Origin of the sequence: Paraburkholderia sp. Tr-20389 (assembly GCF_017104565.1) — a bacterium.
Lineage (GTDB): Bacteria > Pseudomonadota > Gammaproteobacteria > Burkholderiales > Burkholderiaceae > Paraburkholderia.
In genome coordinates, this window is record NZ_JAAGPD010000030.1 from 25863 (window position 1) to 46635 (window position 20773).

20 protein-coding genes are annotated in these 20773 nt (G+C 62.2%); 5 read left to right on the top strand and 15 right to left on the bottom strand.

Annotated elements, in window-relative coordinates; all coding sequences use genetic code 11:
• Positions 1-90: 90 nt before the first annotated feature.
• Together G3N95_RS25245 and G3N95_RS25250 are read right to left on the bottom strand one after the other, a co-directional pair.
• Complete coding sequence (locus G3N95_RS25245) at positions 91-633, bottom strand: carbonic anhydrase (protein WP_205972896.1); 543 nt, start codon at positions 631-633, stop codon at positions 91-93.
• 115 nt (positions 634-748) lie between these two features.
• Positions 749-1735, bottom strand: a complete 987-nt coding sequence (locus tag G3N95_RS25250; RefSeq protein WP_205972800.1) for a nitrilase-related carbon-nitrogen hydrolase — start codon at positions 1733-1735, stop codon at positions 749-751.
• Between the two features lie 217 nt (positions 1736-1952).
• On the opposite strand from G3N95_RS25250, the gene G3N95_RS25255 reads away from it, so the two are divergent.
• Positions 1953-2909, top strand: a complete 957-nt coding sequence (locus G3N95_RS25255) for a helix-turn-helix domain-containing protein (protein ID WP_205972897.1) — start codon at positions 1953-1955, stop codon at positions 2907-2909.
• A gap of 331 nt (positions 2910-3240) precedes the next feature.
• On the opposite strand, the gene G3N95_RS25260 is transcribed toward G3N95_RS25255, so the two are convergent.
• The 3 genes from G3N95_RS25260 to G3N95_RS25270 all read right to left on the bottom strand — a co-directional run bounded on the left by G3N95_RS25260 (position 3241) and on the right by G3N95_RS25270 (position 5327).
• Positions 3241-3429: a hypothetical protein gene (locus G3N95_RS25260; RefSeq protein ID WP_205972801.1), complete on the bottom strand. Its 189-nt coding sequence runs from the start codon at positions 3427-3429 to the stop codon at positions 3241-3243.
• Positions 3430-3614: 185 nt separating this feature from the next.
• A complete protein-coding gene (locus tag G3N95_RS25265; protein WP_205972802.1) occupies positions 3615-4550 on the bottom strand; it encodes an electron transfer flavoprotein subunit alpha/FixB family protein in 936 nt (311 codons plus the stop codon).
• 27 nt (positions 4551-4577) lie between these two features.
• Positions 4578-5327, bottom strand: coding sequence for an electron transfer flavoprotein subunit beta/FixA family protein (locus G3N95_RS25270; protein WP_205972803.1), 750 nt, complete (start codon positions 5325-5327; stop codon positions 4578-4580).
• A 423-nt stretch (positions 5328-5750) separates the two neighbouring features.
• Between G3N95_RS25270 and G3N95_RS25275 the strand changes: the two genes are divergently transcribed.
• Both G3N95_RS25275 and G3N95_RS25280 read left to right on the top strand, forming a co-directional pair.
• Positions 5751-6689, top strand: coding sequence for an aldo/keto reductase (locus G3N95_RS25275; RefSeq protein WP_205972804.1), 939 nt, complete (start codon positions 5751-5753; stop codon positions 6687-6689).
• 8 nt (positions 6690-6697) lie between these two features.
• Positions 6698-7081 (top strand): nuclear transport factor 2 family protein, encoded by a 384-nt coding sequence (locus G3N95_RS25280; RefSeq protein ID WP_205972805.1) that lies wholly within the window; start codon positions 6698-6700, stop codon positions 7079-7081.
• Between the two features lie 135 nt (positions 7082-7216).
• Here G3N95_RS25280 and G3N95_RS25285 read toward each other — a convergent pair whose 3' ends face one another.
• From G3N95_RS25285 to G3N95_RS25330, 10 genes are all read right to left on the bottom strand, one after another.
• A complete protein-coding gene (locus tag G3N95_RS25285) occupies positions 7217-8149 on the bottom strand; it encodes an amidohydrolase family protein (RefSeq protein WP_205972806.1) in 933 nt (310 codons plus the stop codon).
• Between the two features lie 2 nt (positions 8150-8151).
• A complete protein-coding gene (locus G3N95_RS25290) occupies positions 8152-9474 on the bottom strand; it encodes an MFS transporter (RefSeq protein WP_205972807.1) in 1323 nt (440 codons plus the stop codon).
• Between the two features lie 11 nt (positions 9475-9485).
• Positions 9486-10724, bottom strand: coding sequence for an MFS transporter (locus G3N95_RS25295; RefSeq protein WP_205972808.1), 1239 nt, complete (start codon positions 10722-10724; stop codon positions 9486-9488).
• A complete protein-coding gene (locus G3N95_RS25300) occupies positions 10721-12001 on the bottom strand; it encodes an MFS transporter (RefSeq protein WP_205972809.1) in 1281 nt (426 codons plus the stop codon). Before G3N95_RS25300 ends, G3N95_RS25295 begins: the two co-directional genes overlap by 4 nt.
• The gene (locus G3N95_RS25305; protein WP_205972810.1) at positions 11998-13044 is read right to left on the bottom strand and encodes an amidohydrolase family protein; all 1047 of its coding nucleotides are present in this window, start codon (positions 13042-13044) and stop codon (positions 11998-12000) included. Before G3N95_RS25305 ends, G3N95_RS25300 begins: the two co-directional genes overlap by 4 nt.
• Positions 13045-13055: 11 nt before the next feature.
• On the bottom strand, positions 13056-14207 hold the full coding sequence (locus G3N95_RS25310) for a porin (RefSeq protein WP_205972811.1): 1152 nt from the start codon (positions 14205-14207) through the stop codon (positions 13056-13058).
• A gap of 46 nt (positions 14208-14253) precedes the next feature.
• The gene (locus tag G3N95_RS25315; protein ID WP_205972812.1) at positions 14254-15642 is read right to left on the bottom strand and encodes an MFS transporter; all 1389 of its coding nucleotides are present in this window, start codon (positions 15640-15642) and stop codon (positions 14254-14256) included.
• Positions 15643-15713: 71 nt separating this feature from the next.
• Positions 15714-16643 carry an SMP-30/gluconolactonase/LRE family protein gene (locus tag G3N95_RS25320; protein ID WP_205972813.1) on the bottom strand — a complete coding sequence of 310 codons (930 nt, stop codon included), beginning with the start codon at positions 16641-16643 and terminating at the stop codon, positions 15714-15716.
• A 22-nt stretch (positions 16644-16665) separates the two neighbouring features.
• Positions 16666-17613 (bottom strand): NAD(P)-dependent oxidoreductase, encoded by a 948-nt coding sequence (locus G3N95_RS25325; RefSeq protein ID WP_205972814.1) that lies wholly within the window; start codon positions 17611-17613, stop codon positions 16666-16668.
• On the bottom strand, positions 17613-18311 hold the full coding sequence (locus G3N95_RS25330) for an RraA family protein (protein WP_205972815.1): 699 nt from the start codon (positions 18309-18311) through the stop codon (positions 17613-17615). The genes G3N95_RS25325 and G3N95_RS25330 overlap by 1 nt, the downstream gene beginning before the upstream one ends.
• A gap of 166 nt (positions 18312-18477) precedes the next feature.
• On the opposite strand from G3N95_RS25330, the gene G3N95_RS25335 reads away from it, so the two are divergent.
• The gene (locus G3N95_RS25335) at positions 18478-19188 is read left to right on the top strand and encodes an IclR family transcriptional regulator (RefSeq protein WP_205972816.1); all 711 of its coding nucleotides are present in this window, start codon (positions 18478-18480) and stop codon (positions 19186-19188) included.
• A 500-nt stretch (positions 19189-19688) separates the two neighbouring features.
• On the top strand, positions 19689-20765 hold the full coding sequence (locus G3N95_RS25340) for an LLM class flavin-dependent oxidoreductase (protein ID WP_205972817.1): 1077 nt from the start codon (positions 19689-19691) through the stop codon (positions 20763-20765).
• Positions 20766-20773: the final 8 nt, after the last annotated feature.

Here is a 20773-nt window from a genome sequence, read left to right on the forward strand (position 1 = left end):
GTGATCGCCGGGCCACCCCCAGAACGCGTGCCCGGACTATGTCGGCCAGGAAAGACCCGGCGATGAGTCAGATCTCTCACCCAGCCGGTCTCAGCCTGCAGTCTCACGCAACGCTGCGGGAGGAACGACAGTCTTGACGATGCCCGTTTTGACGTCGTAAACCAATCCCGACACGATCAGGTTATCGGGAAGGTCCTTGTTAGCGCGGAGTGCAGCGACGTCGAGCGCCACCGCCTCGTACGGTTCGGTGATAGCAAGTTCATCGAGCGCGCCTGTCTCGACACCAAGATGCTTCGCGAGCAACGCGGGCGCATGCTTATGGCAGCCGATGATCCCGCAATCCGTGTGCTGGAGCAGAACGAGATTGCGCGCACCATCGGGACGTCCCGCCGCTTTCGCGACCACGCTCAGCACTGCCAGCGTTTCCAGCAACGGTTTGTTGATGCGGCCACCGACATTGCGAATGACGGCCGCCTCACCCTGCTTCAAGCCCAGCACATTTGCCGGATCGACGCGAGGATCGACACATCCGACGACGACCGTTCCCGTCGACGGCATCATTTTCAGTGCAGGTTCAAACCCAGTGCTGGCGAAGTCGACGTTGCGCTCCAGCATTACATCGTTAAAGTCCATTTTGCCTACTCCTTCGTAGTTAGATCGAAGTTGCCTCGTTGAAATTCGTGCATCCGTCGCATCGCACTCACGCGATGCGGACTTGACGACGATATCGCTCGATTCCACATACGGCTCAAGCGAGCTCTTCCAGTTCATTGACCTGCTGTTCGCCCGGAGCCCGCATGGATCGCTCGATGACATGCAGCTTCGGGGTGCGGTCGATCACGAGCCCGAGCACATCGGGACGGCTGTAATGACCGCGCGAATCCATCATGCGTTTGCGCTTGTCGATCTGCCAGAAATCCAGATCGGCGATAATTTCGCCTTCTCCTTCACGCAGCGGCGCACCACCCATGTACTCGCCCTCCGGCGAAACGATGGCGGTAAAACAGCCGCTGGAGATCGGGCCAATCTGGGTGGTATTGGTATCCTGCAGAATCTGCTGTTGCTGCTCGGGAGTCAGCCAGGCGGTCGCGTTGACCACGAAGGCGCCCGCCTCCAGCGCGTGCTGGCGGATGTTCACGGAGATCTGCTCCGAGAAAAGATCACCCGCGAACGAACCCGGATACATGGCCGAATGGATTTCCTCGCCATCGGCCATCAGTGCGTAGCGTGCAAGCGGGTTGTAGTGCTCCCAGCAGGCCAACTGGCCGACGCGGCCCACGGCGGTATCGATCGCACGCAGGCCTGAGCCATCGCCCATTCCCCAGACCATTCGCTCGTGATAAGTCGGCGAGAGCTTCCGGCGGCGCTGCACGAGCGTGCCATCGGCGTCGAACAGCAGTTGTGTGTTGTAGATCGTGCCGCCGTCGCGTTCATTGACGCCGATCGACACCACCATTCCGGCCTGACGGGCCGCTTCGCCGATTGCGCGAGTCGTGTCCGACGGGACAGTCACCGCCTGCTCGAGCAGCTTGTAATGCTCGGCACCCATTGCAAATGGCGATTCGATAAACGAGAAGTATGGATAATAGGGAACGACGGTCTCAGGGAAGGTCGCGAACTGGACGCCCTGCTTGCCGAGCGCCAGAATTTTTCTGACGACTTTATCGACAGTGCCTTCCCGGCTATAGAGAACAGGCGCGATCTGAACGGCTGCGGCCCGGATGATTTTCGACATGATGTTGGTCCTTTCGGTGCTGCGAATCGGTAAGAGAAGTGCTTGTACCTTAACGTCGCGGGCCATTACGATCCATGTCGTTGTTGCCACCATTCATGACATCCGTCGCCATGCCGCAGTAAGCTCACTACTCGGACTCATCGGTCTGCTAGCTGGGAATTCGACCCAGAGAGCGCTCATTCACACCACGTTCATAGTGCGGACGGCAGGATCAGATATGCACCGGATTGGCTTTATAGTGCCGAGAAGATTTCAGTTGATGAGCCTCGCGGCTCTGACGGTGTTCGAGATCGCGAACATGCCGCCGAGGGGCCCGTGCTACGCGGTCCATCTCCTGTCTGAACACGGGGGTCCGGTTGTATCGTCGGGTGGCATGACATTAGAAACCGAGGCGTTCGGCGATCCGGCATTCGACACCGTCATCGTGGGCTCGATAACCGAAATGAAAATGCCGTCTTCCGATGCTCCCGTGGTTGCATTCGTGAAAGAGGCAGCCAGGGCATCCAGACGGATAGCCTCCATCTGCAGTGGTGCGTTTGTGCTCGCTGAGGCAGGACTGCTGGATGGCAGACGCGCGACCATGCATTGGGCACACGCGTCCGAATTCAGAGCACGATTCCCGAAAGTACGCACAGAAGAGGACCGGATATTTGTCAACGACGGTCCGGTCTGGACTTCGGCGGGAATGACTGCCGGCATCGACCTCGCCCTCGCGTTGCTCGACAATGACCTCGGCCCCGACGCAGCAAAACTGGTTGCCAGACTTCTAGTCATGAATCAGCGTCGGCTGGGCGGTCAACTGCAGCATTCCGCACTGCTAGACATGACGCCGAAAACCGATCGGATCGAATTGGTCCTCGCGCATATTCGCCGCAACCTGCGCAACCCGCTCACCATCGAAGAGCTTGCGGAAGTGGCGAACCTCAGCCCTCGTCAGTTCAGCCGCGCATTCGTGGCCGAGACGGGTCAGTCGCCTGCCAAAGCAGTCGAACAGCTTCGTCTGGAAGCAGCCAGATTTATGATCGAGCAAGGCCGCCATACGATCAACGTGGTGGCGCAGGAAACGGGTTTCGCGGACCGCGAACGGATGCGCCGCGCGTTCGTCCGAACGTATGGCGTACCCGCCGATGTTCTGCGTAGGAGCGCCCGGCGGGAATTGACCAATGGCAACTGAAGTCGCGCTGTATAGCGCATGCCCGGCTCTACGCCGGCAAGTCGATACGTGACACTAACGTTCCAAAACCCGGCATTGTGCAGTCAGGAGACGCACACCTGACGTTAGGTCTCTCTGACACTGATCCTATCGGGAATTACGTGATATCTGCCACGATAACGGACCTCAACTCAGGCACATCGGGCGCTGTCTCCACACCCTTACGGTGACAGATTGATCTAACAGTCCCTTGTCGGCCGATCACCGTCTCATGCGGTCGGCAGCACGCAATCCTCAACAGCGGTTTGGAATGCAGGGGCGCTGCACCGCAGCGGATTTCAGTCGCAGACGTCTAGTCGAGATACGCAAACGGCGCATGCGAATCCATCCAGTCGTACTGGCTGCCCGACGTCGTCCACGCCCAGTTTTGCTCGCGCTCGGAATTCATCTTGCCGAAGCCGTCCATGCGATGGTATTTCGCGTGATCGCATTCGTCATTGCCCTGCCGGACTACCTGTTTTTCCTCTGTTCCGTGTTTCATGCTTGACCTGTTTCAATGAATTCGCTGGTATGGTTGGGACCTTGCCCTAGACGTGGCTCAAGTTTTCGAAGATCGCTGCGATGCCGTCTCCGCCAAGTTGATTCATGATGATTTCACTTGCTGCGGGTATTCGTCTGCTCCGTTATCCGAAACAGATATTGGAACCGCGGCGAATGCTGAATGAGCTAGTCAAAAGCGTGCTCTAATTCCGGCACGACCGCGAACAGATCGCCGACCAGGCCGTAGTCCGCGATGCTGAAAATCGGCGCTTCGTCGTCCTTGTTGATCGCGACGATGACCTTCGAGTCCTTCATGCCTGCCAGATGCTGGATCGCACCGGAGATGCCGACCGCGATGTACAACTGCGGCGCGACGATCTTGCCGGTCTGGCCGACCTGATAGTCGTTCGGCACGTAGCCGGCGTCGACGGCTGCGCGCGATGCGCCCATGGCTGCGCCGAGCTTGTCGGCCAAAGGCTCCAGCACCTTTGTGTAGTTCTCGCCGCTGCCCAGTCCGCGGCCACCCGATACGATGATGTTCGCCGACGTCAGTTCCGGACGGTCGAGTTTCGTCACTTCGCGGCTCACGAACTGCGAGAAGCCTGTATCTGCTGCAGCCTGGATCTTCTCGACCGATGCACTGCCACCCTCCGCCGCCACCGGATCGAAACCCGTCGTGCGAACCGTGATGACCTTGATGGGGTCTTGAGATTGAACCGTAGCGATTGCATTGCCCGCGTAGATCGGACGCTCGAACGTATCGGCCGAATCCACAGCGGTGATGTCGCTGATCTGCGCGACGTCGAGCTTCGCGGCGATACGCGGCGCGATGTTCTTGCCGTACGCCGTAGCGGGCGCGAGGATGTGCGAGTAATCCTTCGCGATGTTCAGCACCGTCGCCTCGACATTCTCCGCGAGGCCTTCAGCCAGTTGCGGTGCATCGGCAAGCAGCACCTTCGCCACGCCTGCGACCTTCGCCGCCGCGTCGGCCGCACCTTGCGCGTTGTGGCCGGCGATCAGCACATGCACGTCGCCACCGATCTTCTGCGCGGCAGCAACCGTGTTCAGCGTCGCTGCCTTGAGCGCCGCGTTGTCGTGTTCAGCAATTACCAGAATCGTCATTTCATTCGTCTCCGTGTGCCCGAAAAATCAAAGCACCTTGGCTTCGGTCTTGAGCTTTTCGACCAGCGTCTTCACGTCGGCCACCTTCACGCCGGCCGAGCGCTTCGGCGGCTCGCTGACCTTCAGCGTCTTCAGACGCGGCGTGACATCGACGCCCAGGTCTTCCGGCTTCACGGTTTCGAGCGGCTTCTTCTTCGCCTTCATGATGTTCGGCAGCGTCACATAACGCGGCTCGTTCAGGCGCAGATCGGTCGTGACCACGGCGGGCAGCTTGAGCGACAGCGTTTCCGCGCCGCCATCAATTTCGCGCGACACCGTCGCCTTACCATCTGCCACGACGACCTTCGATGCAAACGTCGCCTGCGGCAGGCCAGCCAAAGCAGCCAGCATCTGACCGGTCTGGTTGGAATCGTCGTCGATCGCCTGCTTGCCCAGGAGAATCAGCGAAGGCTGTTCCTTGTCGACCAGCGCCTTGAGCAGCTTCGCCACAGCCAGCGGCTGCAAGTCCTCGTTGGACTCGATCAACACAGCGCGGTCCGCGCCGATCGCCAGCGCCGTGCGCAGCGTTTCCTGACATTGCGTGACGCCGCAAGAAACCGCCACGACCTCACTAACCACGCCTGCTTCCTTCAGACGCACCGCTTCTTCAACAGCGATTTCGTCGAACGGATTCATCGACATCTTCACATTCGCAATGTCGACGCCCGTGTTGTCCGACTTCACGCGGACCTTCACGTTGTAGTCAATTACGCGCTTTACCGCGACAAGAACTCTCACAAAACTCTCCTACGCGAAAACAGTCACACCAACGTTGTCCCCGAACACAGCGTGATCCGGCTTCCAAGGCACGCGGATCATGTCGACGATTGTGAACAGCGGCGGGAAAAGCCACTGCAAACATCGTATCGCTGAAGGCGGAGAATCGGCTGTCCAAACCGGCCCGTCCACTGACGAATCTGGCCAGGCGCTAACGGTAGGCGCTCCATACCTACCGTCAGGCAGGAATCCATTATCGGCGGAGCCTGTCAGAAGTCCCCACTCTTGATGGGGGGCCTATGCGTAGTGAACCAGCCTGGAAGGACCATCCATGTCCCGCTTTTGCAGAGTGGGGTCGAAACATGACAAGGGCGGTCACTTGCCATGACACCGCGAGCAAACCGCCCTAGTATGTGAGGGCGCAATGCGCGTGGAGGGTTCGCGATGATCGGGTCGAATGATTTCCGCAGCGGGACGGTGGCGCTGCGTGACGGCGGACACATGCCCGTCATCGGTTTTGGTACGCTGATCGCCGATCCGGCGACGACGCTCAGTGCCACGCGCGACGCGATCGAAACCGGCTACCGGCACGTCGATTGCGCCGAGCGCTATCGCAACGAACGCGAGGTAGGCACCGCGCTGAAGTCGGGACTATCGGCGCGTGGTATCGCGCGGGATGCGATCTTCGTGACGACCAAATTGTGGAACTCGAACCACCGGCCCGAGCGCGTCGGCCCTGCTCTCGACGGGAGTCTTGAAAGGCTTGGGCTCGACTATCTGAATCTCTATCTGGTTCACACGCCGTTTGCGTTTCAGGCCGGCGACGATCAGGACCCGCGTGACGCAAACGGCAATGTGCTTTACGACGAAGGCGTGACGCTGCTTGACACGTGGCGCGCGATGGAGGAACTCGTCGACCGTGGGCGATGCCGTGCAATCGGGCTGTCCGATATCACGTTGGGTGAGCTTCAGCCGTTGTATGAGGCCGCGAGAATCAAGCCTGCGGCGATTCAGGTCGAAGCGCATCCGTATCTGCCCGAAACGGAGTTGCTGGCGTACTGCAACCAGCAGGGCATCGTCTTTACTGCGTTCGCGCCGCTCGGGCATGGAATCAGGCCGGGACCGCTCGAAGACCCCGTCATTGCGCGTATTGCCGCCCGCGTGGAAAGAACGCCGGCGCAAGTGCTGCTCGCGTGGGCCGTGCAGCGCGGCACGGCGGTGCTCACGACGCCAAAAACGGCGGCGCGAGCACGGGAGAATTTCGACATTTACGCGCTTCCTTCCGATGCCATCGATGAGATCAACGCGATCGAAACGCGACAGCGGTTCAACGAAGTCGTGAAGACAGGCAATCCGGGTTTCATTCCACCCCCAACCGCGTGAGGCGACACATGGACGACGGACAAATCCGTGAAGTGCTCGATGCGCATTGGCGTGCGTCGTCGGCAGGTGATCTGGATGCGGAGCATGCTATCTACGTTGATGACGTGGTCTGCGAGTATCCGCAATCGGGCGAGCGAATCGTTGGGCGAGGCAATCTGCAGGCGTTGCGCGGATACCATCCTGACAAGCCTGCGGGATTTGCCGTGCGGCGAATTCAGGGAAGCGGCAATCTCTGGTTGACGGAATATTCGATCGACTACAAGACGCAGCGTGCGCTCGTCGTCAGCATCATGGAGTTTGCCGACGGAAAGGTCGTGCGCGAAACGCAGTATTTTGCGGAACCGTTCGATGCGCCGCAGTGGCGCATGCAGTGGGTTGAGGCAAGCGGATGAATCGGTTGCAGCGATGAAAGGGAACACCGAAGTGATCCAGACGCGCTATCGCAACATTCGGAAATGCTCCGTCGTTGTACATCAAATACCGTTACGTGCTGAAGGGTCCGTTTTCAAGTTAATTGATCACGGACACTAGACAAACCGGTACAGCTTCGCCGGATTGGCGACGAATATCATCTGCTGCCAGTCCCGACGCCCGATCCAGCCCGCGATGACGTCCAGCATGCTCGCATCGTCAGGCTTGTCAGTCTTCTGCGTCGGATGCGGCCAGTCGGTTCCCCAGAGCATCCGCTCCGGCGCGAACTCGATCAGCGCTTTCGCGACGGGTGCAACATCCTCATAACCGGGCGCGCCCTTCTTGCTGTCGACATAAGGTCCGGACAAGGTGATCCACGTATTGCCCTTTTCAACAAGGCGCCGCGCAGTACGAAACGCATCCGATGACAAACCGCCGGGTTGCGGCACGTGCGCGATATGGTCGATCACGAGCGGACACGGCAGCACCGCAAGATGATGCTCCAGTTCCGGCAGCCGCGCGCCCTGCACCACCAGCTCGATATGCCACCCGAAGTTCGCGATGCGCGCGGCGAGCGGCGCGAGCATGTCGAGCGTCGTCGCGCCCGGATAACTCAGGTTGAAGCGGACCGCACGGATGCCACCGCGATCGAGCGTCCGAAGTTCGTCGTCGCTCACCGAACTGTCGACGACGGCGACGCCGCGCGCGTTGTCCCCGAACTGACTGAGGGCTTCCAGCGTGCAGCGGTTATCCGTTCCATACGTCGATGGCGTCACGACCACATTACGCCCGACGCCGAGGCGCGTTTGCAGCAGCCGGTATTGCGCGACTGTCGCGTTCGGCGGCCGCAGCGTCGTACCCGGCGCGACCGGGAACCGGTCGTCGTAGATGTGCATATGACAATCGATGGCGCCCTCCGGCAGGCTGAACGCCGGCCGTTCCGTCCCGCTCGACCACGTTCCCTCGGCACAGGCCGGCTTCGGCAGCGCAGCAGTCGCCAGCGCGGCGCCCGTGACCCGAAGGAACTCACGTCTCCCGATACGCCGCATGTTCAGATGGTCTCCGTCTTGCCGGTGACCTTGCTCGCCTGCCCGTTACGCGTGAGCAGCAGCAGTGTCGCGACGCTCACGAGTGTGAGAATGGCGAGCGGCATCAATGCCAGCGCATAGCTGCCCGTCGCCTCCTTCACCCATCCGTAGACATTGACCATCAGGCCGCCGCCCAGCAGGTTCGCGATTGCGTTCACTGTCGCAAGACCCGCTGCCACGGTGCTGTTGGACAGCATGTCGGTCGCGAGCGCCCAGAACGGGCCCTTGAACGAATACGCGCCGACCAGCACCGCGCAGAGCATGCAGATCGTCGGCAGCAGCGACCCGCTCAGTGACGTCGCGAACAGGCCGACGCCAATCAGCAGCATCGGCACGACGGTATGCCAGCGGCGTTCGCCAATGCGGTCCGAACGCCGGCCCCAGTACACCATCAGGACGGAAGCGACCGCGTACGGAACGGAGTTCAGCAGCCCCGTCTGCATGACGGTCAGACCAAACGACTTGAGCAGTTGCGGCTGCCACACGGACAGCGTGCTGCCCGCCGCGGATGCACACGTATCGACGAGTGCGAGACACAACACATAGCGATTGCGGAACAGTTGCGCAAGGGGCAGCGACGGTACTTTCTTCGGCGTCTTGTGCGCGGTGGCAAGCGCGTCGACGAGCCAGGTACGCTCATCGTCGGCGAGCCACTTCGCGTTTTCAGGCTTGTTCGTCAGCATGAACAGACACGCAATGCCGAGCAGCACCGTCGGCACGCCTTCGAGAATGAACAGCCAGTGCCATCCTCGCAAACCCCAGACACCGTCCATCTGCAGAAGCAGTGCCGAGATCGGCGAGCCGATGAAGCTCGCGGCCGGAATCGCCACCATGAACGTCGCGACGATGCGCGCGCGATACGACGCGGGAATCCAGTACGACAGATACAGCAGCACGCCTGGAAAGAAGCCCGCTTCGGCAGCGCCGAGCAGGAAGCGGAGCACGTAGAACGTCGTCGCGTTATGCACCAGCGCCGTCGCCGCCGACACGATGCCCCACGTAATCATGATGCGTGCAATCCAGATCCGTGCACCGTACTTTTGAAGCGCGAGGTTGCTCGGCACTTCGCAGAAGAAGTACGAAATGAAGAACAGACTGCTGCCGAAGCCGAAGACCTTTGCCGACATGCCGAGGTCGTGATTCATCTGCAGCGACGCCATCCCCACGTTGCCCCGGTCGATAAAGGCAAGCAGGTAGCAGATCATCAGGAACGGAATGAGTCGCCAGACGACCTTTCGTAGGGTCCGGCGCTCGATCTCGGACTTTTCCATGAATCCAGTTTGCATTGTGTCTCCGTTTATTGTGCGCCTGAGCGCGAATCCGTGAACCGTTGCCATGCGATGACGGCGATGACGCCGCTGGCGAGCACGACCGCCATGGCCGCGAAGGTGTGCCGCACGCCGAGCGCTTCCGATGCGGTTCCGACCAGCAGGTAGCCGAACGGCATCGTGCCGTTGTAGGCCATGCCGTACATGCCGACGAGCCCGCCGCGCACGTGTTCCGGGCACTGACGCTGGATGGTCGCGTTCGTCGACGTGGCCGCGAACGTGAGGCTGAAGCCGAGCGCGCAGAACGCCGGGATCGATCCCGCCGCATCCGTCGTTGCCGCCAGCACCGCGAGCGCGGCGACGGCCGTCCATGGCGCCCACGCGATGAACCGGCGCGACGCCCGCGGTCCGAACGCGGACGACAACAACACCGCCGCGCTCAACGAGCCCGCGCCGGCACACGCGAAGAACACGCCGGTGAAGCGCGCTGCGTCGTGGAAGCCCTTGTCCGCAAGCAGCGGCACCAGCGTCTGATAGCTGCCGGCGAATAGACCGATACACGCGAGAATCGGCAGATAGCGTGCTGAGAACGCATCCGACATCACATAGCCGACCGCGTCGCGCAAGCTGCTGTCCGCGCGCGAAGGCCGCGCCGCCGATGCCGTTTTGATCGAGCGCACGCACGTCGCCATGAAGCAGAGCGCCAGCGCGTAAATCGCAAACGATGTCCGGGGTCCGAGCGTCGGATAGACGAAGCCTGCGATCGTCGGACCGACCATGCGGCCGACGTTGTAGACCATCGTGTTCATCGCGACGGCGTTGGACGTATGCGTCGGATCCTCCAGACTCGTGAGCAGCAGCACCTGACGTGCGGGTGTCTCGACCGCGCTCGACACGCCGATGGCAAGCGCGTGTGCGAGGATCAGCTTGACGCCGAGTACGCCGAGCATCGACAGGGTGAAGAGACTGCCCGTCAGCAGGAGCGACGTCATCAGCACACAGAGCGTCGCTCGCCTGGCGTTGGCTGAACTGATCCGCGAACCGGCCAGGGGCGCGACGATCAGCTGCGGCCCATACAGCAGGAAATTGAGCAGCGCGAGAATCGCCGCCGATCCCGACAGGTGATACACGAGCAGATTCAGCGTGACGTTCTGCGTCCAGCTGCCGAGCACCGACGCGACCTGCCCGCTCAGATAGCGCCGCAACGAAGCCTCCGAGAGCGCCGGAAACAGTCTGCTGACGAAGCCCGGTTGTGCGGCCACCGTCATGACAGTGCCTTGCCGCGCGTCTCGGGCGCGAAGAACACGACTACGGCGGCGGCGACGAATGCGACGATGGTCGTCGCGAGTCCCAGCACGAAACCACCCGAGGTTGACGCCAGCGCGCCGATGATCAACGGCGCAATGAAACCGCCGAGACGTCCACCGTTGTAGGCAAGACCCATATAGAACCCGCGCGATGCCGTATCGCCGATGATCTCCGCGAGGAACGGCCCCGCGCCCGCGAAGATGCCGTTCACGCTGAAGCCCGTCAGAAAGATCGCGACCATCAACAGCAGCGGATTCGCGGAAAGGATGTACACACCTACCGCCGCCGCGCCGACCAGCAGGTAAGCCAGGAACATCGGACGCCGGCCGAGCCGGTCGACAAAAGCCGAGAACAGCAGGAACCCTGTGATCGCACCGAACTGCAACGACAGCACGAACTTCAGGCTATGTACGAAGTCCAGGTGCTTCACGGTGACGAGGAACGTCGGTGTCCACGTGAATACGCCCCAGTAGAGGTACTGCAGAAAGAAGATGAAACCGAACGCCGTCAGCAAACCGCGCACATCGAGTTTGTCGCCGCTTGCCGCGTCGAGCTTCTGAGGCGTCGATTTTGCACGCTTGCGTTCCAGCCAGATCGGCGATTCAGGCGTCTTTCGCGCGACCCAGAACAGAATGAAGAAAGGCGACGCGCCGATCAGAAACAGCAGACGCCAGCCGTGCCCGGCGAGCCCGTCATGCGCGCCGCTGACGATGCCCGAAACCGTGATCGCGAGAATCGCGCCGATCGGCAAGCCCATCTGCATCAGCGCGCCGCCCTTCCCGCGCCGGCTCGCGTGCCATGTCTCGGCGATGAGCGCGGCGCCCGCCGTCCACGTGCCGCCCATGCCCAACGCGCCGAAGAAGCGCAAGGCCGCGAACCATTGCTCGTCGGGTGCGAACGCGATCAGGCCGGAAAACAGCGAATAAATGCCAACACAGAGCATCGCCGTGCGCACGCGCCCGAGCCGGTCCGACACATAACCGAACAGGATGCCGCCCACGATCTGCCCAGCCGCGGTGATGCTCGTGAACAGTCCGAGTTGTGCCTTGCTCAATCCGAACTGAAGGGCGAGCGTCGGCAGAAGAAGCGAAAGCAGAAACGAGTCGTAGCTTTCGAAGGTCCAGCCGAGCCCCGCGAGCGAGAGCGAGCGCCACTCGACGCCCGTGATGCTCCTCAATCCTTTGGCTTCGGTGGCATGCTTGAATTCGGTGGTCGGAACAGTTGCGCTCGTCTTCATGTGTTGTCTCCTGGAATCGCGAGTCGATAGGTCGACGCCGCAGTCCTGCTGAACAGCGCGGCTTTCTCGTCGGCGGACATCGCGGACGCGAGTCGTTTGAAGGCGTTCCACAGCACGCGGTAGCTGAACATCCCTTTGTCGACGGGAAAGTTGCTTTCGAACATGCAGCGATCCGCGCCGAAGAGTTCGACGCAGGTTTCGAAATAAGGCCGCCACGCAGCGGCGAGTTCTTCGGACGACGGCGGCAGCTCGCGCGTGGCGAAATCGAAGCCGAACACGTTCATGCCAGCGCCGCCGAGCTTCATGCGCGTATTCGGTAGTCCAGCGAGGCGCACGAGTTTCCGCTGCCACTCAGCGTGAACTTCCGCACGCTGACGAGCATGCGGTCCCACGCCCAACGGACCACCGAAATGGTCGATGACGATGGTCACGTCCTCCGTCGCGCGCGCAAGCTCATACAGTTCGTCGAGTTGCGTGTGATACACCCACGCATCGAGCGACAGCCCATAACGACCAAGCGTCCTGACGCCCTGCCGGAACGTTGGATTCGCCATCAGGTCGCGCGGCGGTGTCACCGGGCTCGAACTCACGTCGGGACTCGCATGCCACGCGAGCGGATTGCGAATGCCGCGCAGGCGCCCGCCGGACACCTGCCGCATCGCGTCGAGCACGGCATCCAGTTCCGCGCCCAGCGTCAGATCCGCGCCGCCGACGATCGCGTCGCAGCACCGCGCCGGTCCATACGCGCCGCTTGCGAACATCGCGGCGATGCCGTTGGCGAACTCCACTTCGCCAACGGGTTTCATCGCGTCTGGACCCTGCTCACGCAACATCGAACGGCACTGCACGTAGACCGTCGACACGACCCGATGCCCGCTGCCCACATCCTTGCCGAACTCATCCGCGAGATAGCGCCCGCTCTGGCGGTCCCACAGATGATGATGCGCATCGACGATGGCGAGCGACGGTTCGAGCACCGGCTCGTCGCGTAGCGCGAGCCACTCGGGCCGGACGGGCAAATGAGGCGCGTGAACGATCTGCATGACATTCGCCCTTAGAACTTCTGGCGCATGCCGATGACCACGCCCGCCTGGTTGTAGCCCGGCGCGACCGTGCCGTAACCGTTCACGCCGAGCGCCGAGCCGTCCTTGTTGCGCGCATAACCTGCCGTCGCGTAGATGTCGGTGCGCTTCGACAGCAGGTAGTCCGCGCAGAGCACCGCGAGCCACGGATCCGCGCCCGTCGAATGGACGTCCTGGTAATAGGCCGTTGCCGTGAGCACGAAGGCCGGCGTGACCGTGTATTGCGCGCCCGCCCAGTAGAGATTGGCGGCGCTGGCATCGGAGCCGTTCGCGACGCGGATCGGGTTCGCGGGCAGGAACGCGTTCGACGCACGCAGATAGCGATAGCCCGCGAAGGCCTTCACAGGTCCGATCACATACGATGCTGCGGCCGTCGCGCGACGCTCGGTGCTGGTGTTCGTCGCGACGGTGTTGCTGTTGCGCTGCTCGTACGAGACGCTCGCTGCAAGCGGACCTTGCGCGAAGGTCAACGCACCGCTGAAGAACTGCCCGGTGATTTGCGCGCCCGGCACTTCTGCGCCGTACCCCGTGTCGTAGCGCGTGCTGTACATCGCCTGCGCCGTCACGGGGCCGAACACGCCCGTGTATTTCGCCGAGTTGTCGATGCGCGCGGCCGCAGCATAGTCGAGCGACAAGACCGAATAGCGCGACGAAGCACCCATCGGGTCGAAGGCGACAGCCTGCTCGTAGAAGAGCGAGTTCTGGCGGCCGAATGTCAGCTGCTGACCTTTGTACGAAAGACCGACCCACGCCTGGCGGCCAAAAAGTCGCGAGGTCGTGGTCGCGTTCGTGCCAAGACCTTTGGTCGATTGCGCGGTCGTGCCGTCATTGATATTGAAGCCGTTTTCCAACTGGAAAATGGCCTTCATTCCGCCGCCAAGATCTTCGACGCCCTTCAGCCCCCAGCGCGAACCCGACAGGTTGCCCGACACTTCGCGCGTTTGTGCGCCGCCAGCACTCGTATTGTTGATGTGCTCGATGCCGACGTCGGCAATCCCGTACAGCGTGACGCTGCTTTGCGCATGCGCGGCGCCGCAGGCCAGACTCACGCCCGCGGCTGCAAAAGCTCCGAGCATGAAGCGGGATGTCGTGTTGGCGTTCTGGCTGGCTTTATTGAACAACATGGAGTCTCCAAACAGTTGTTTATGGATTGGTTCGAGGAAGGAGAGATCACGCCTCGTGAGCGGACGGTGCTTCACCTGCGTCCGCGCCCGGATCGCCGAGCCACGCAATGGTCAGCGCGCCGAGCAGCAGCACACCCGACACGGCGAGCAGCGGCACAGTGAAGCCGCCGGAAAGTTGCTTGAGTGCGCCGATCATCGACGGACCGACGAAGCCGCCGAGGTTGCCCACCGAGACGATCAGTGCAAGACCGCCGGCCGCCGCGCGACCGGTGAGGAAGCCGGACGGGATGGCCCAGTAAGTCGCCTGGAAAGCGAGGATGCCGCTCACCGTGAAGCACAGTGCGAGCAGCTTGAGCACGGGCGTATCGACGAATGTGCTCGCGCACAGCGCCACCGCTGCGACGACCAGCGCGCCCGCAACATACGGAATGCGGTTCTGCGCGCGATTGGCGATACGCGCCCACCAGAGCATCACCACGGCGCCGATCGCGTACGGAATCGCCGTCAGCCATCCGACCACCGAATGTTCGACGCCGAATTGCTTGATGATCTGCGGCATCCACAAGCCGACGCCGAGCGAGCCGACGATCCCGCAGAAGTTGATGAACGCGAGCACGAACACGCGCCAGTTGGTCATCGCATCGCGCAGCTTGCTGCCGTGCTTCGCGCCGATATCACTCTGTTCGAGCGCGAGGCGCCGCGCGAGCGACGACTTTTCTTCGTCGCTGAGCCACTTCGCTTTCTCGGGACGGTCGGCGAGCAGGAACAGACATGCGACGCCGAGAATCACGGCCGGCACGCCTTCGATGAGCAGAAGCCACTGCCAGCTGCGCAGGCCATGCAGACCGCCGAGTTCGAGCAACGCGCCGGAGATCGGTGATCCGACCATGTTCGCGACGGGAATGCCGACGAGGAACGCGGCCGTCACCTTCGCGCGCCACTTGCCCGGAAACCAGTGCGTGAAATACAGGTAAATGCCGGGCGTAAATCCCGCCTCGGCGAGTCCGAGCAGAAAGCGGGCAGCGGCAAAGCTCTTCGGGCCGACGACGAACGCCGTCGCCATTGAGAAAAGACCCCACGTGATCATGATCCGCGCAATCCACACGCGCGCGCCGACCTTCTGCATGATCAGATTGCTCGGGATCTCGAACAGGAAATAGCCGACGAAGAACAGACCCGCGCCGAAGCCGAACTGCTCGGACGTGAGGCCGATATCCTTGTTCATCGTCAGCGCGGCGAAGCCGACGTTGGTCCGGTCGAGATAGCTGATCACATAGCAGAGGAAGATGAACGGCAGAATGCGCCGGAATGCCTTCGCGAGCGTGCGCTCGCTGGCGGCGTAGTCTTCGTTTGCGATGCTCTGGACAGGCTGTGCGTCGGCGTGCCGTACGGCACCTTCGGCGCTCTCAGCACGCAAGGTGTGTGAAATGGTCATGCTTGCCTCCTCCATCGCGCTTCTGTCGGCGCGATGCATTGATGGTTGGCGGGCGCGACGCCCGCCTCGCGTCAGACGGTCTGCTTCGCCCGCTTCGGAAGCGGTCCGGCAATCGTCATCGCGGCTTTCAGGACCGTTCCCGACACGGATTCGGTCATGAACAACGTCTTCATGTCAGGGCCGCCGAAGCAGAGATTCGTGAGTGACGCGCCTTCGGGGCTGGTCAGGATTTCGACGGGCTCGGCGCGATGATTCAGCACCCATGCGCGACCGAGCCCTGGGTTCGCGACGAAGAGGCGGCCTTCGGAATCGATGGTCAATCCGTCCGGGCCGCTGGGACCATAGGACGTGAAGAACTGCCCGACCTTGCTGACCGAGCCGTCCGCCTGCAGCGGCACGCGCCATACGCAGTTGCCGCGCGTCATGCCGACGAACAGCACTTTCTCGTCGAGCGACAGCACGAGGCCGTTGGGGCTCGGGCAATTGCCGAGCAGCATGTCGAGCTTGCCGTCGGGTGACAGGCGATACACGCGGCCCGTCGGATCATGCAGTCCTGACTGCCCCTGATCCGTGAAGTACAGGTTGCCGTGCGAATCGAACGTGAGGTCGTTCACGCCTCTGAAGCGCTCGCTGTTGCGGCGCTCGAGGAACGGACGCACTTCGCCTCGCACGAGGTCGAGCAGCATCAGGCCGTTGCGATAGTCGGTGATGAGCAGGTGCGTATCGTCGAAGCGCTTCATCCCGTTCGGCTCGCCGTCGTACTGCACGACGAGTTCCCACTCGCCCGAAGCCGAGATCCGGAACACGCGGCCATGCGGGATGTCGGTGACGAACAGATAGCCGCTGGGGTCCCAGACGGGACCTTCGAGGAACGAATCCGTGGCGAGGCCGCCGCGATTGGCACGCGCCCAATCCGTCTGCACGTCGGGCCTGCGGAATGTGTCCGGCATGCGCGTGAAGGCTTCGGCGGTGCGCACGTCGGGCGAGGTGAGATAGAACATGGTGGACCTTCTCTTGCGAACGTCAGGCTGCGTTGCGGGCGTGTTCCTCGACGACCGCGAGAACATTGGCGGCAGCGCCCTTGCCCATGTTCACGTAGGCGGCATCGCTCACGCCGCCGATATGCGGCGACAGGATCGCGTTCGGAATCTGCTGGAACGGATGCGGCGTCGGCATCGGCTCGACATCGAAGCTGTCGAGACCGGCCGCGCGCAACTGGCCGCTTGCAAGCGCCTCGGCGAGCGCGGCTTCGTCGATCAAGCCGCCACGCGCCGTGTTGACGAGAATCGCGCCGCGCCTGAAACGCGCGAGCGTGTCGCGGTTCAGCATCTGGCGGTTCTCGGCCGTCAACGGGCAATGCAGCGACACGATGTCGGAGGCGGCATACAGTTCGTCGAGCGTCACCAGCTTCACGCCCGCAGGCGCTTCTTTCGCATACGGATCGAACGCGACCACGTGCATGCCGAAGGCGGCACCGATTGCAGCGACGCGGCGGCCGATCGCGCCCAGTCCGACCAGGCCAAGCGTGCGCCCGTCCAGCTCGACGGACTTGTGCGTGGATTTGTCCCAGTGACTGGCGCGCATGCGCACGTCGAGTTGCGGAACGGATTTGGCGCACGCGAGGATCAGCGCCCATGCGTGCTCCGCCACCGCGGCGGCGTTGGCGCCGACGGCGGCGCGAACGGCTACACCGCGCGCAGCCGCGGCCGCCTGATCGATGACGTCGATCCCGCTGCCGTGCTTCGAAATCACCTGCAGGTTTCCGGCGGCATCCATGATGCGGGCGTTGACCTTGCCGTATCGAACGATGATGGCAACAGGGTTGTGCCGTGCGCACAACGCGACGATGTCGTCTTCCGTAGGCTGCTTGCCCGCGAACACGACGTCGAACTGCGCGAGCATGTCGAGCGCTTGCGGCGCGAGATCGGCGGCCGTCACGAGGACGACGGGTTTATGCGAAGCGTCCTGCATCACAGCGCCTCGCCTTCGGCCAGCATGCCTGCCGCGCGCAGCTCCTTCTCGACCCAGCCAGGACGCACATCGCCTTTGTGAATCGCGGCGATACGCGCGGTTTCCATGTCGAGCTTTTTCTGTGCGAGATCGATGATGCGTGCGACGTCCTTACGCGGAATCACGACGACGCCATCCGCATCGCCGACCACGAGATCGCCGGGATTGACGGCCGTGCCGCCGATCGAGATCGGCGCATTCACGAGTCCCGCGACGCTCTTGGTCGGACCGCAAGGATTAAGACCCGCCGAGAAGATCGGGTAGTCGCCGTTGGCGAGTTCGTGTGCGTCGCGCACTGCCCCGTCGATGACGATGCCGGCAATGCCGCTCGCTTTCGCCTGCGTCGCCATGATCTCGCCGAGCAATGCGCACGAGATGTCGCCCTTGCCGTCGACGACGATCACGTCACCCGGCTTCGCGATCGCGAGCGCCGCGTGGATGGCCAGGTTGTCGCCCGGGCGCACTTCGACCGTGACGGCGGGACCCGCGACTTTCATCGTCGGCGACAGCGGCTGGACGCGGCCATGTACCGTACCGCGCCGGCCCGCGACGTCGGCGAGGATCGCCGCCTGGTAACGGGCGGCCGCCTCGACCAGTTCCGGCGACACGCGTTCGATGTCGCGATTGATGGGGGAAGTACCTGCGGATGTCGTGCTCATGAATTTCACCTCAAGTTTCGATCGTTTTACTCTGTACAACCATGGTGTACTCTGTGAAATCACTATAGCCAGGCACGAGATGCGATGGCACTAGCGTTTACCCTTTTACGGTGTAAACCATCGTTTTACTGTGTACAATCCTGAACACTGAAGATGGGAGGCAAAGATGGGAAACGACGGGGTGGTGGCGGTCGAGAAAGCGTTGTCGCTGTTGGACTGCTTCAAGCCGGGCGCTGAATCGCAGTCGCTCGCGATGCTCGCGCAAGCGTCCGGCATGCACAAGACGACGGTCTATCGCCTCATGAACTCATTGGAGCGGATGGGCTATGTCGTGCGCTCGCAAGGCGGTGCGTATTCGCTCGGACATCGCGTGCTGTATCTGGGCAAGCTGTATGAGCAGTCATTCCATCTGTCGTCGGTGGTCGAACCTGCGCTGCATGCACTGGCCGCGCTGACGAAGGAAAGCGCATCGTACTACGTTCACGACAACGGTCAGCGGCTTTGCCTTTTCCGTGCCGAGCCGTCGGAAGGCCTACGGGAGACGCGGCTTGCCGGAACGACCTTCCCGCTCGACGACACCGCTATCGGCCAGGTGATCCGTTTCTGGGGACTCGGTGAACCGATCTACGACGAACCGCCCGCGCTGCCGCTCTTCACCGCAGGTGCGCGCGATGTTCATACTGCGGCGTTCGCGATACCGATTTTCGGCGCCGGCGAAAAATTCATGGCGGCCCTCACGCTTTCGGGCCCTGCGTCGCGCCTCTGTCCGGCCCACGCAACGGGTGAACTCGATCGTGTGCAACTGGATGCGGCTGCCGATCTCTCCCGAAGGCTCGGTGCGAGTGCGGCGTTCTGTGAGAAGTTTTACGGGGCGTAAGCGCGGTTTCTGCAGAGCCGCGTATTGTCCGGCCACGCACAGTACGAACAACGCCCCGAATCCGTTACTGCGGTGCAAGCGATCCGAACCAGCAGGATGCTTTCACGCCTCCGTCGTTTTCCGGGTTTCATCTCTACCATCCCAGCCGCTGCCAGCCGACTCCAACCGTTCGTTGTCGCCGCCAATGCATCGCGTCGAGCGCTGCAGGTTTTCCGCCTGATTCAGTTTGCCCTCGCGACTGCTGACCGCGCCATCAGCGCGCGGCCGAGCACGACGATCTGTGCGCTGATCACCAGACCGACGTCCGGCCAGCACCTGATGCCTCTCCCTCATCGGCGCCGCGCAACATGCTCCGTCGATATGTTTATCTGAATTTACTATTTAGTCTTTGCATAACGCGGTGTTAGCCTCGATTGCATCATCGACGGATGCTTCGTACCTCGTAGCGTCTGTTTCGACATGCATTCCTCCATCTAAACGGATTTCCGCAAGGAGCTAACATGGGCGTCGAATTCATCGGCATGATCCAGCAGCGCAAGGTATCGGAAACGCACCTTCCACAAGGGCCCGCTGTCGATACCGAGTACGTGCGCGCGTTCGCGCAGGCGCATGAGAATGCCGGCTTCGATCGCATTCTCGTTCCGCACAGTTCGACGAGCCCCGACGCGACGATCACGATTGCCTATGCGGCGAGCGTGACATCGAAGGTTCATTTCATGCTCGCGCATCGGCCGGGCTTCGTCGCACCCACGCTCGCTGCACGGCAGATCGCCACGCTCGATCACTTCTCGGGCGGACGGCTCGCCGTGCACTTCATCTCGGGTGGCAGCGATGAAGACCAACGGCGCGACGGCGACTTTCTAAGTCACGACGAGCGTTACGCTCGCACCGACGAATACTTGCAGATTCTGCGTCGCGTATGGACGGAAGATCAGCCGTTCGATCACGAAGGCCGCTTCTATCGCTTTGAAAAGGCTTTCTCCGAAGTCAAACCGAAGCAGTCGCCGCACGTGCCGATCTATTTCGGCGGCGCATCGGAGCCGGCACTCGCCGTGGCCGGCAAGCACGCCGATGTCTATGCACTATGGGGCGAATCGAAACAGCAGGTGCATGAGCAGGTGACGCGCGTTCGCGCCGAAGCCGCAAAGCATGGCCGCAACGTGCGGTTCTCCGTGTCGTTCCGTCCGATCCTCGCCGCAACGGAAAAAGCCGCATGGGAGCGTGCGGAACACATCCTCGATGAGACGCGCCGCTTGCGCGTCGAACAGGGCTTCTCTCGCGGCGGTCCGCAACAGAGCGAAGGCGCACGCCGCCTGCTCGCGGCGTCCGGCGACGGCGTCCGCGCGGACGAGCGTCTCTGGACAGCCGTCGCAAAGGAAATCGGCGGACGCTCGAATTCGACGGCACTTGTCGGCACCCCCGCACAGGTTGCACAGACGCTCGCCGAATATCATGAACTCGGCGTTACGACCTTCCTGATTCGCGGCTTCGATCCGCTCGAAGATGCGATCGATTACGGCCGCGAACTGATCCCCGCGACACGCGAACTCACGTCCCGCGCGCGCCGCGCGGCCTGACCGGAGCG

What these genes read in the sequence shown, in the direction of transcription:
- G3N95_RS25310 (WP_205972811.1), bottom strand. Translation starts at nt 14,207, where the DNA reads ATGTTGTTCAATAAAGCCAGCCAGAACGCCAACACGACATCCCGCTTC.
- G3N95_RS25325 (WP_205972814.1), bottom strand. Translation starts at nt 17,613, where the DNA reads ATGCAGGACGCTTCGCATAAACCCGTCGTCCTCGTGACGGCCGCCGAT.
- G3N95_RS25260 (WP_205972801.1), bottom strand. Translation starts at nt 3,429, where the DNA reads ATGAAACACGGAACAGAGGAAAAACAGGTAGTCCGGCAGGGCAATGAC.
- G3N95_RS25335 (WP_205972816.1), top strand. Translation starts at nt 18,478, where the DNA reads ATGGGAAACGACGGGGTGGTGGCGGTCGAGAAAGCGTTGTCGCTGTTG.
- G3N95_RS25285 (WP_205972806.1), bottom strand. Translation starts at nt 8,149, where the DNA reads ATGCGGCGTATCGGGAGACGTGAGTTCCTTCGGGTCACGGGCGCCGCG.
- G3N95_RS25290 (WP_205972807.1), bottom strand. Translation starts at nt 9,474, where the DNA reads ATGCAAACTGGATTCATGGAAAAGTCCGAGATCGAGCGCCGGACCCTA.
- G3N95_RS25280 (WP_205972805.1), top strand. Translation starts at nt 6,698, where the DNA reads ATGGACGACGGACAAATCCGTGAAGTGCTCGATGCGCATTGGCGTGCG.
- G3N95_RS25300 (WP_205972809.1), bottom strand. Translation starts at nt 12,001, where the DNA reads ATGAAGACGAGCGCAACTGTTCCGACCACCGAATTCAAGCATGCCACC.
- G3N95_RS25305 (WP_205972810.1), bottom strand. Translation starts at nt 13,044, where the DNA reads ATGCAGATCGTTCACGCGCCTCATTTGCCCGTCCGGCCCGAGTGGCTC.
- G3N95_RS25320 (WP_205972813.1), bottom strand. Translation starts at nt 16,643, where the DNA reads ATGTTCTATCTCACCTCGCCCGACGTGCGCACCGCCGAAGCCTTCACG.
- G3N95_RS25330 (WP_205972815.1), bottom strand. Translation starts at nt 18,311, where the DNA reads ATGAGCACGACATCCGCAGGTACTTCCCCCATCAATCGCGACATCGAA.
- G3N95_RS25245 (WP_205972896.1), bottom strand. Translation starts at nt 633, where the DNA reads ATGGACTTTAACGATGTAATGCTGGAGCGCAACGTCGACTTCGCCAGC.
- G3N95_RS25295 (WP_205972808.1), bottom strand. Translation starts at nt 10,724, where the DNA reads ATGACGGTGGCCGCACAACCGGGCTTCGTCAGCAGACTGTTTCCGGCG.
- G3N95_RS25250 (WP_205972800.1), bottom strand. Translation starts at nt 1,735, where the DNA reads ATGTCGAAAATCATCCGGGCCGCAGCCGTTCAGATCGCGCCTGTTCTC.
- G3N95_RS25255 (WP_205972897.1), top strand. Translation starts at nt 1,953, where the DNA reads ATGCACCGGATTGGCTTTATAGTGCCGAGAAGATTTCAGTTGATGAGC.
- G3N95_RS25265 (WP_205972802.1), bottom strand. Translation starts at nt 4,550, where the DNA reads ATGACGATTCTGGTAATTGCTGAACACGACAACGCGGCGCTCAAGGCA.
- G3N95_RS25340 (WP_205972817.1), top strand. Translation starts at nt 19,689, where the DNA reads ATGGGCGTCGAATTCATCGGCATGATCCAGCAGCGCAAGGTATCGGAA.
- G3N95_RS25275 (WP_205972804.1), top strand. Translation starts at nt 5,751, where the DNA reads ATGATCGGGTCGAATGATTTCCGCAGCGGGACGGTGGCGCTGCGTGAC.
- G3N95_RS25315 (WP_205972812.1), bottom strand. Translation starts at nt 15,642, where the DNA reads ATGACCATTTCACACACCTTGCGTGCTGAGAGCGCCGAAGGTGCCGTA.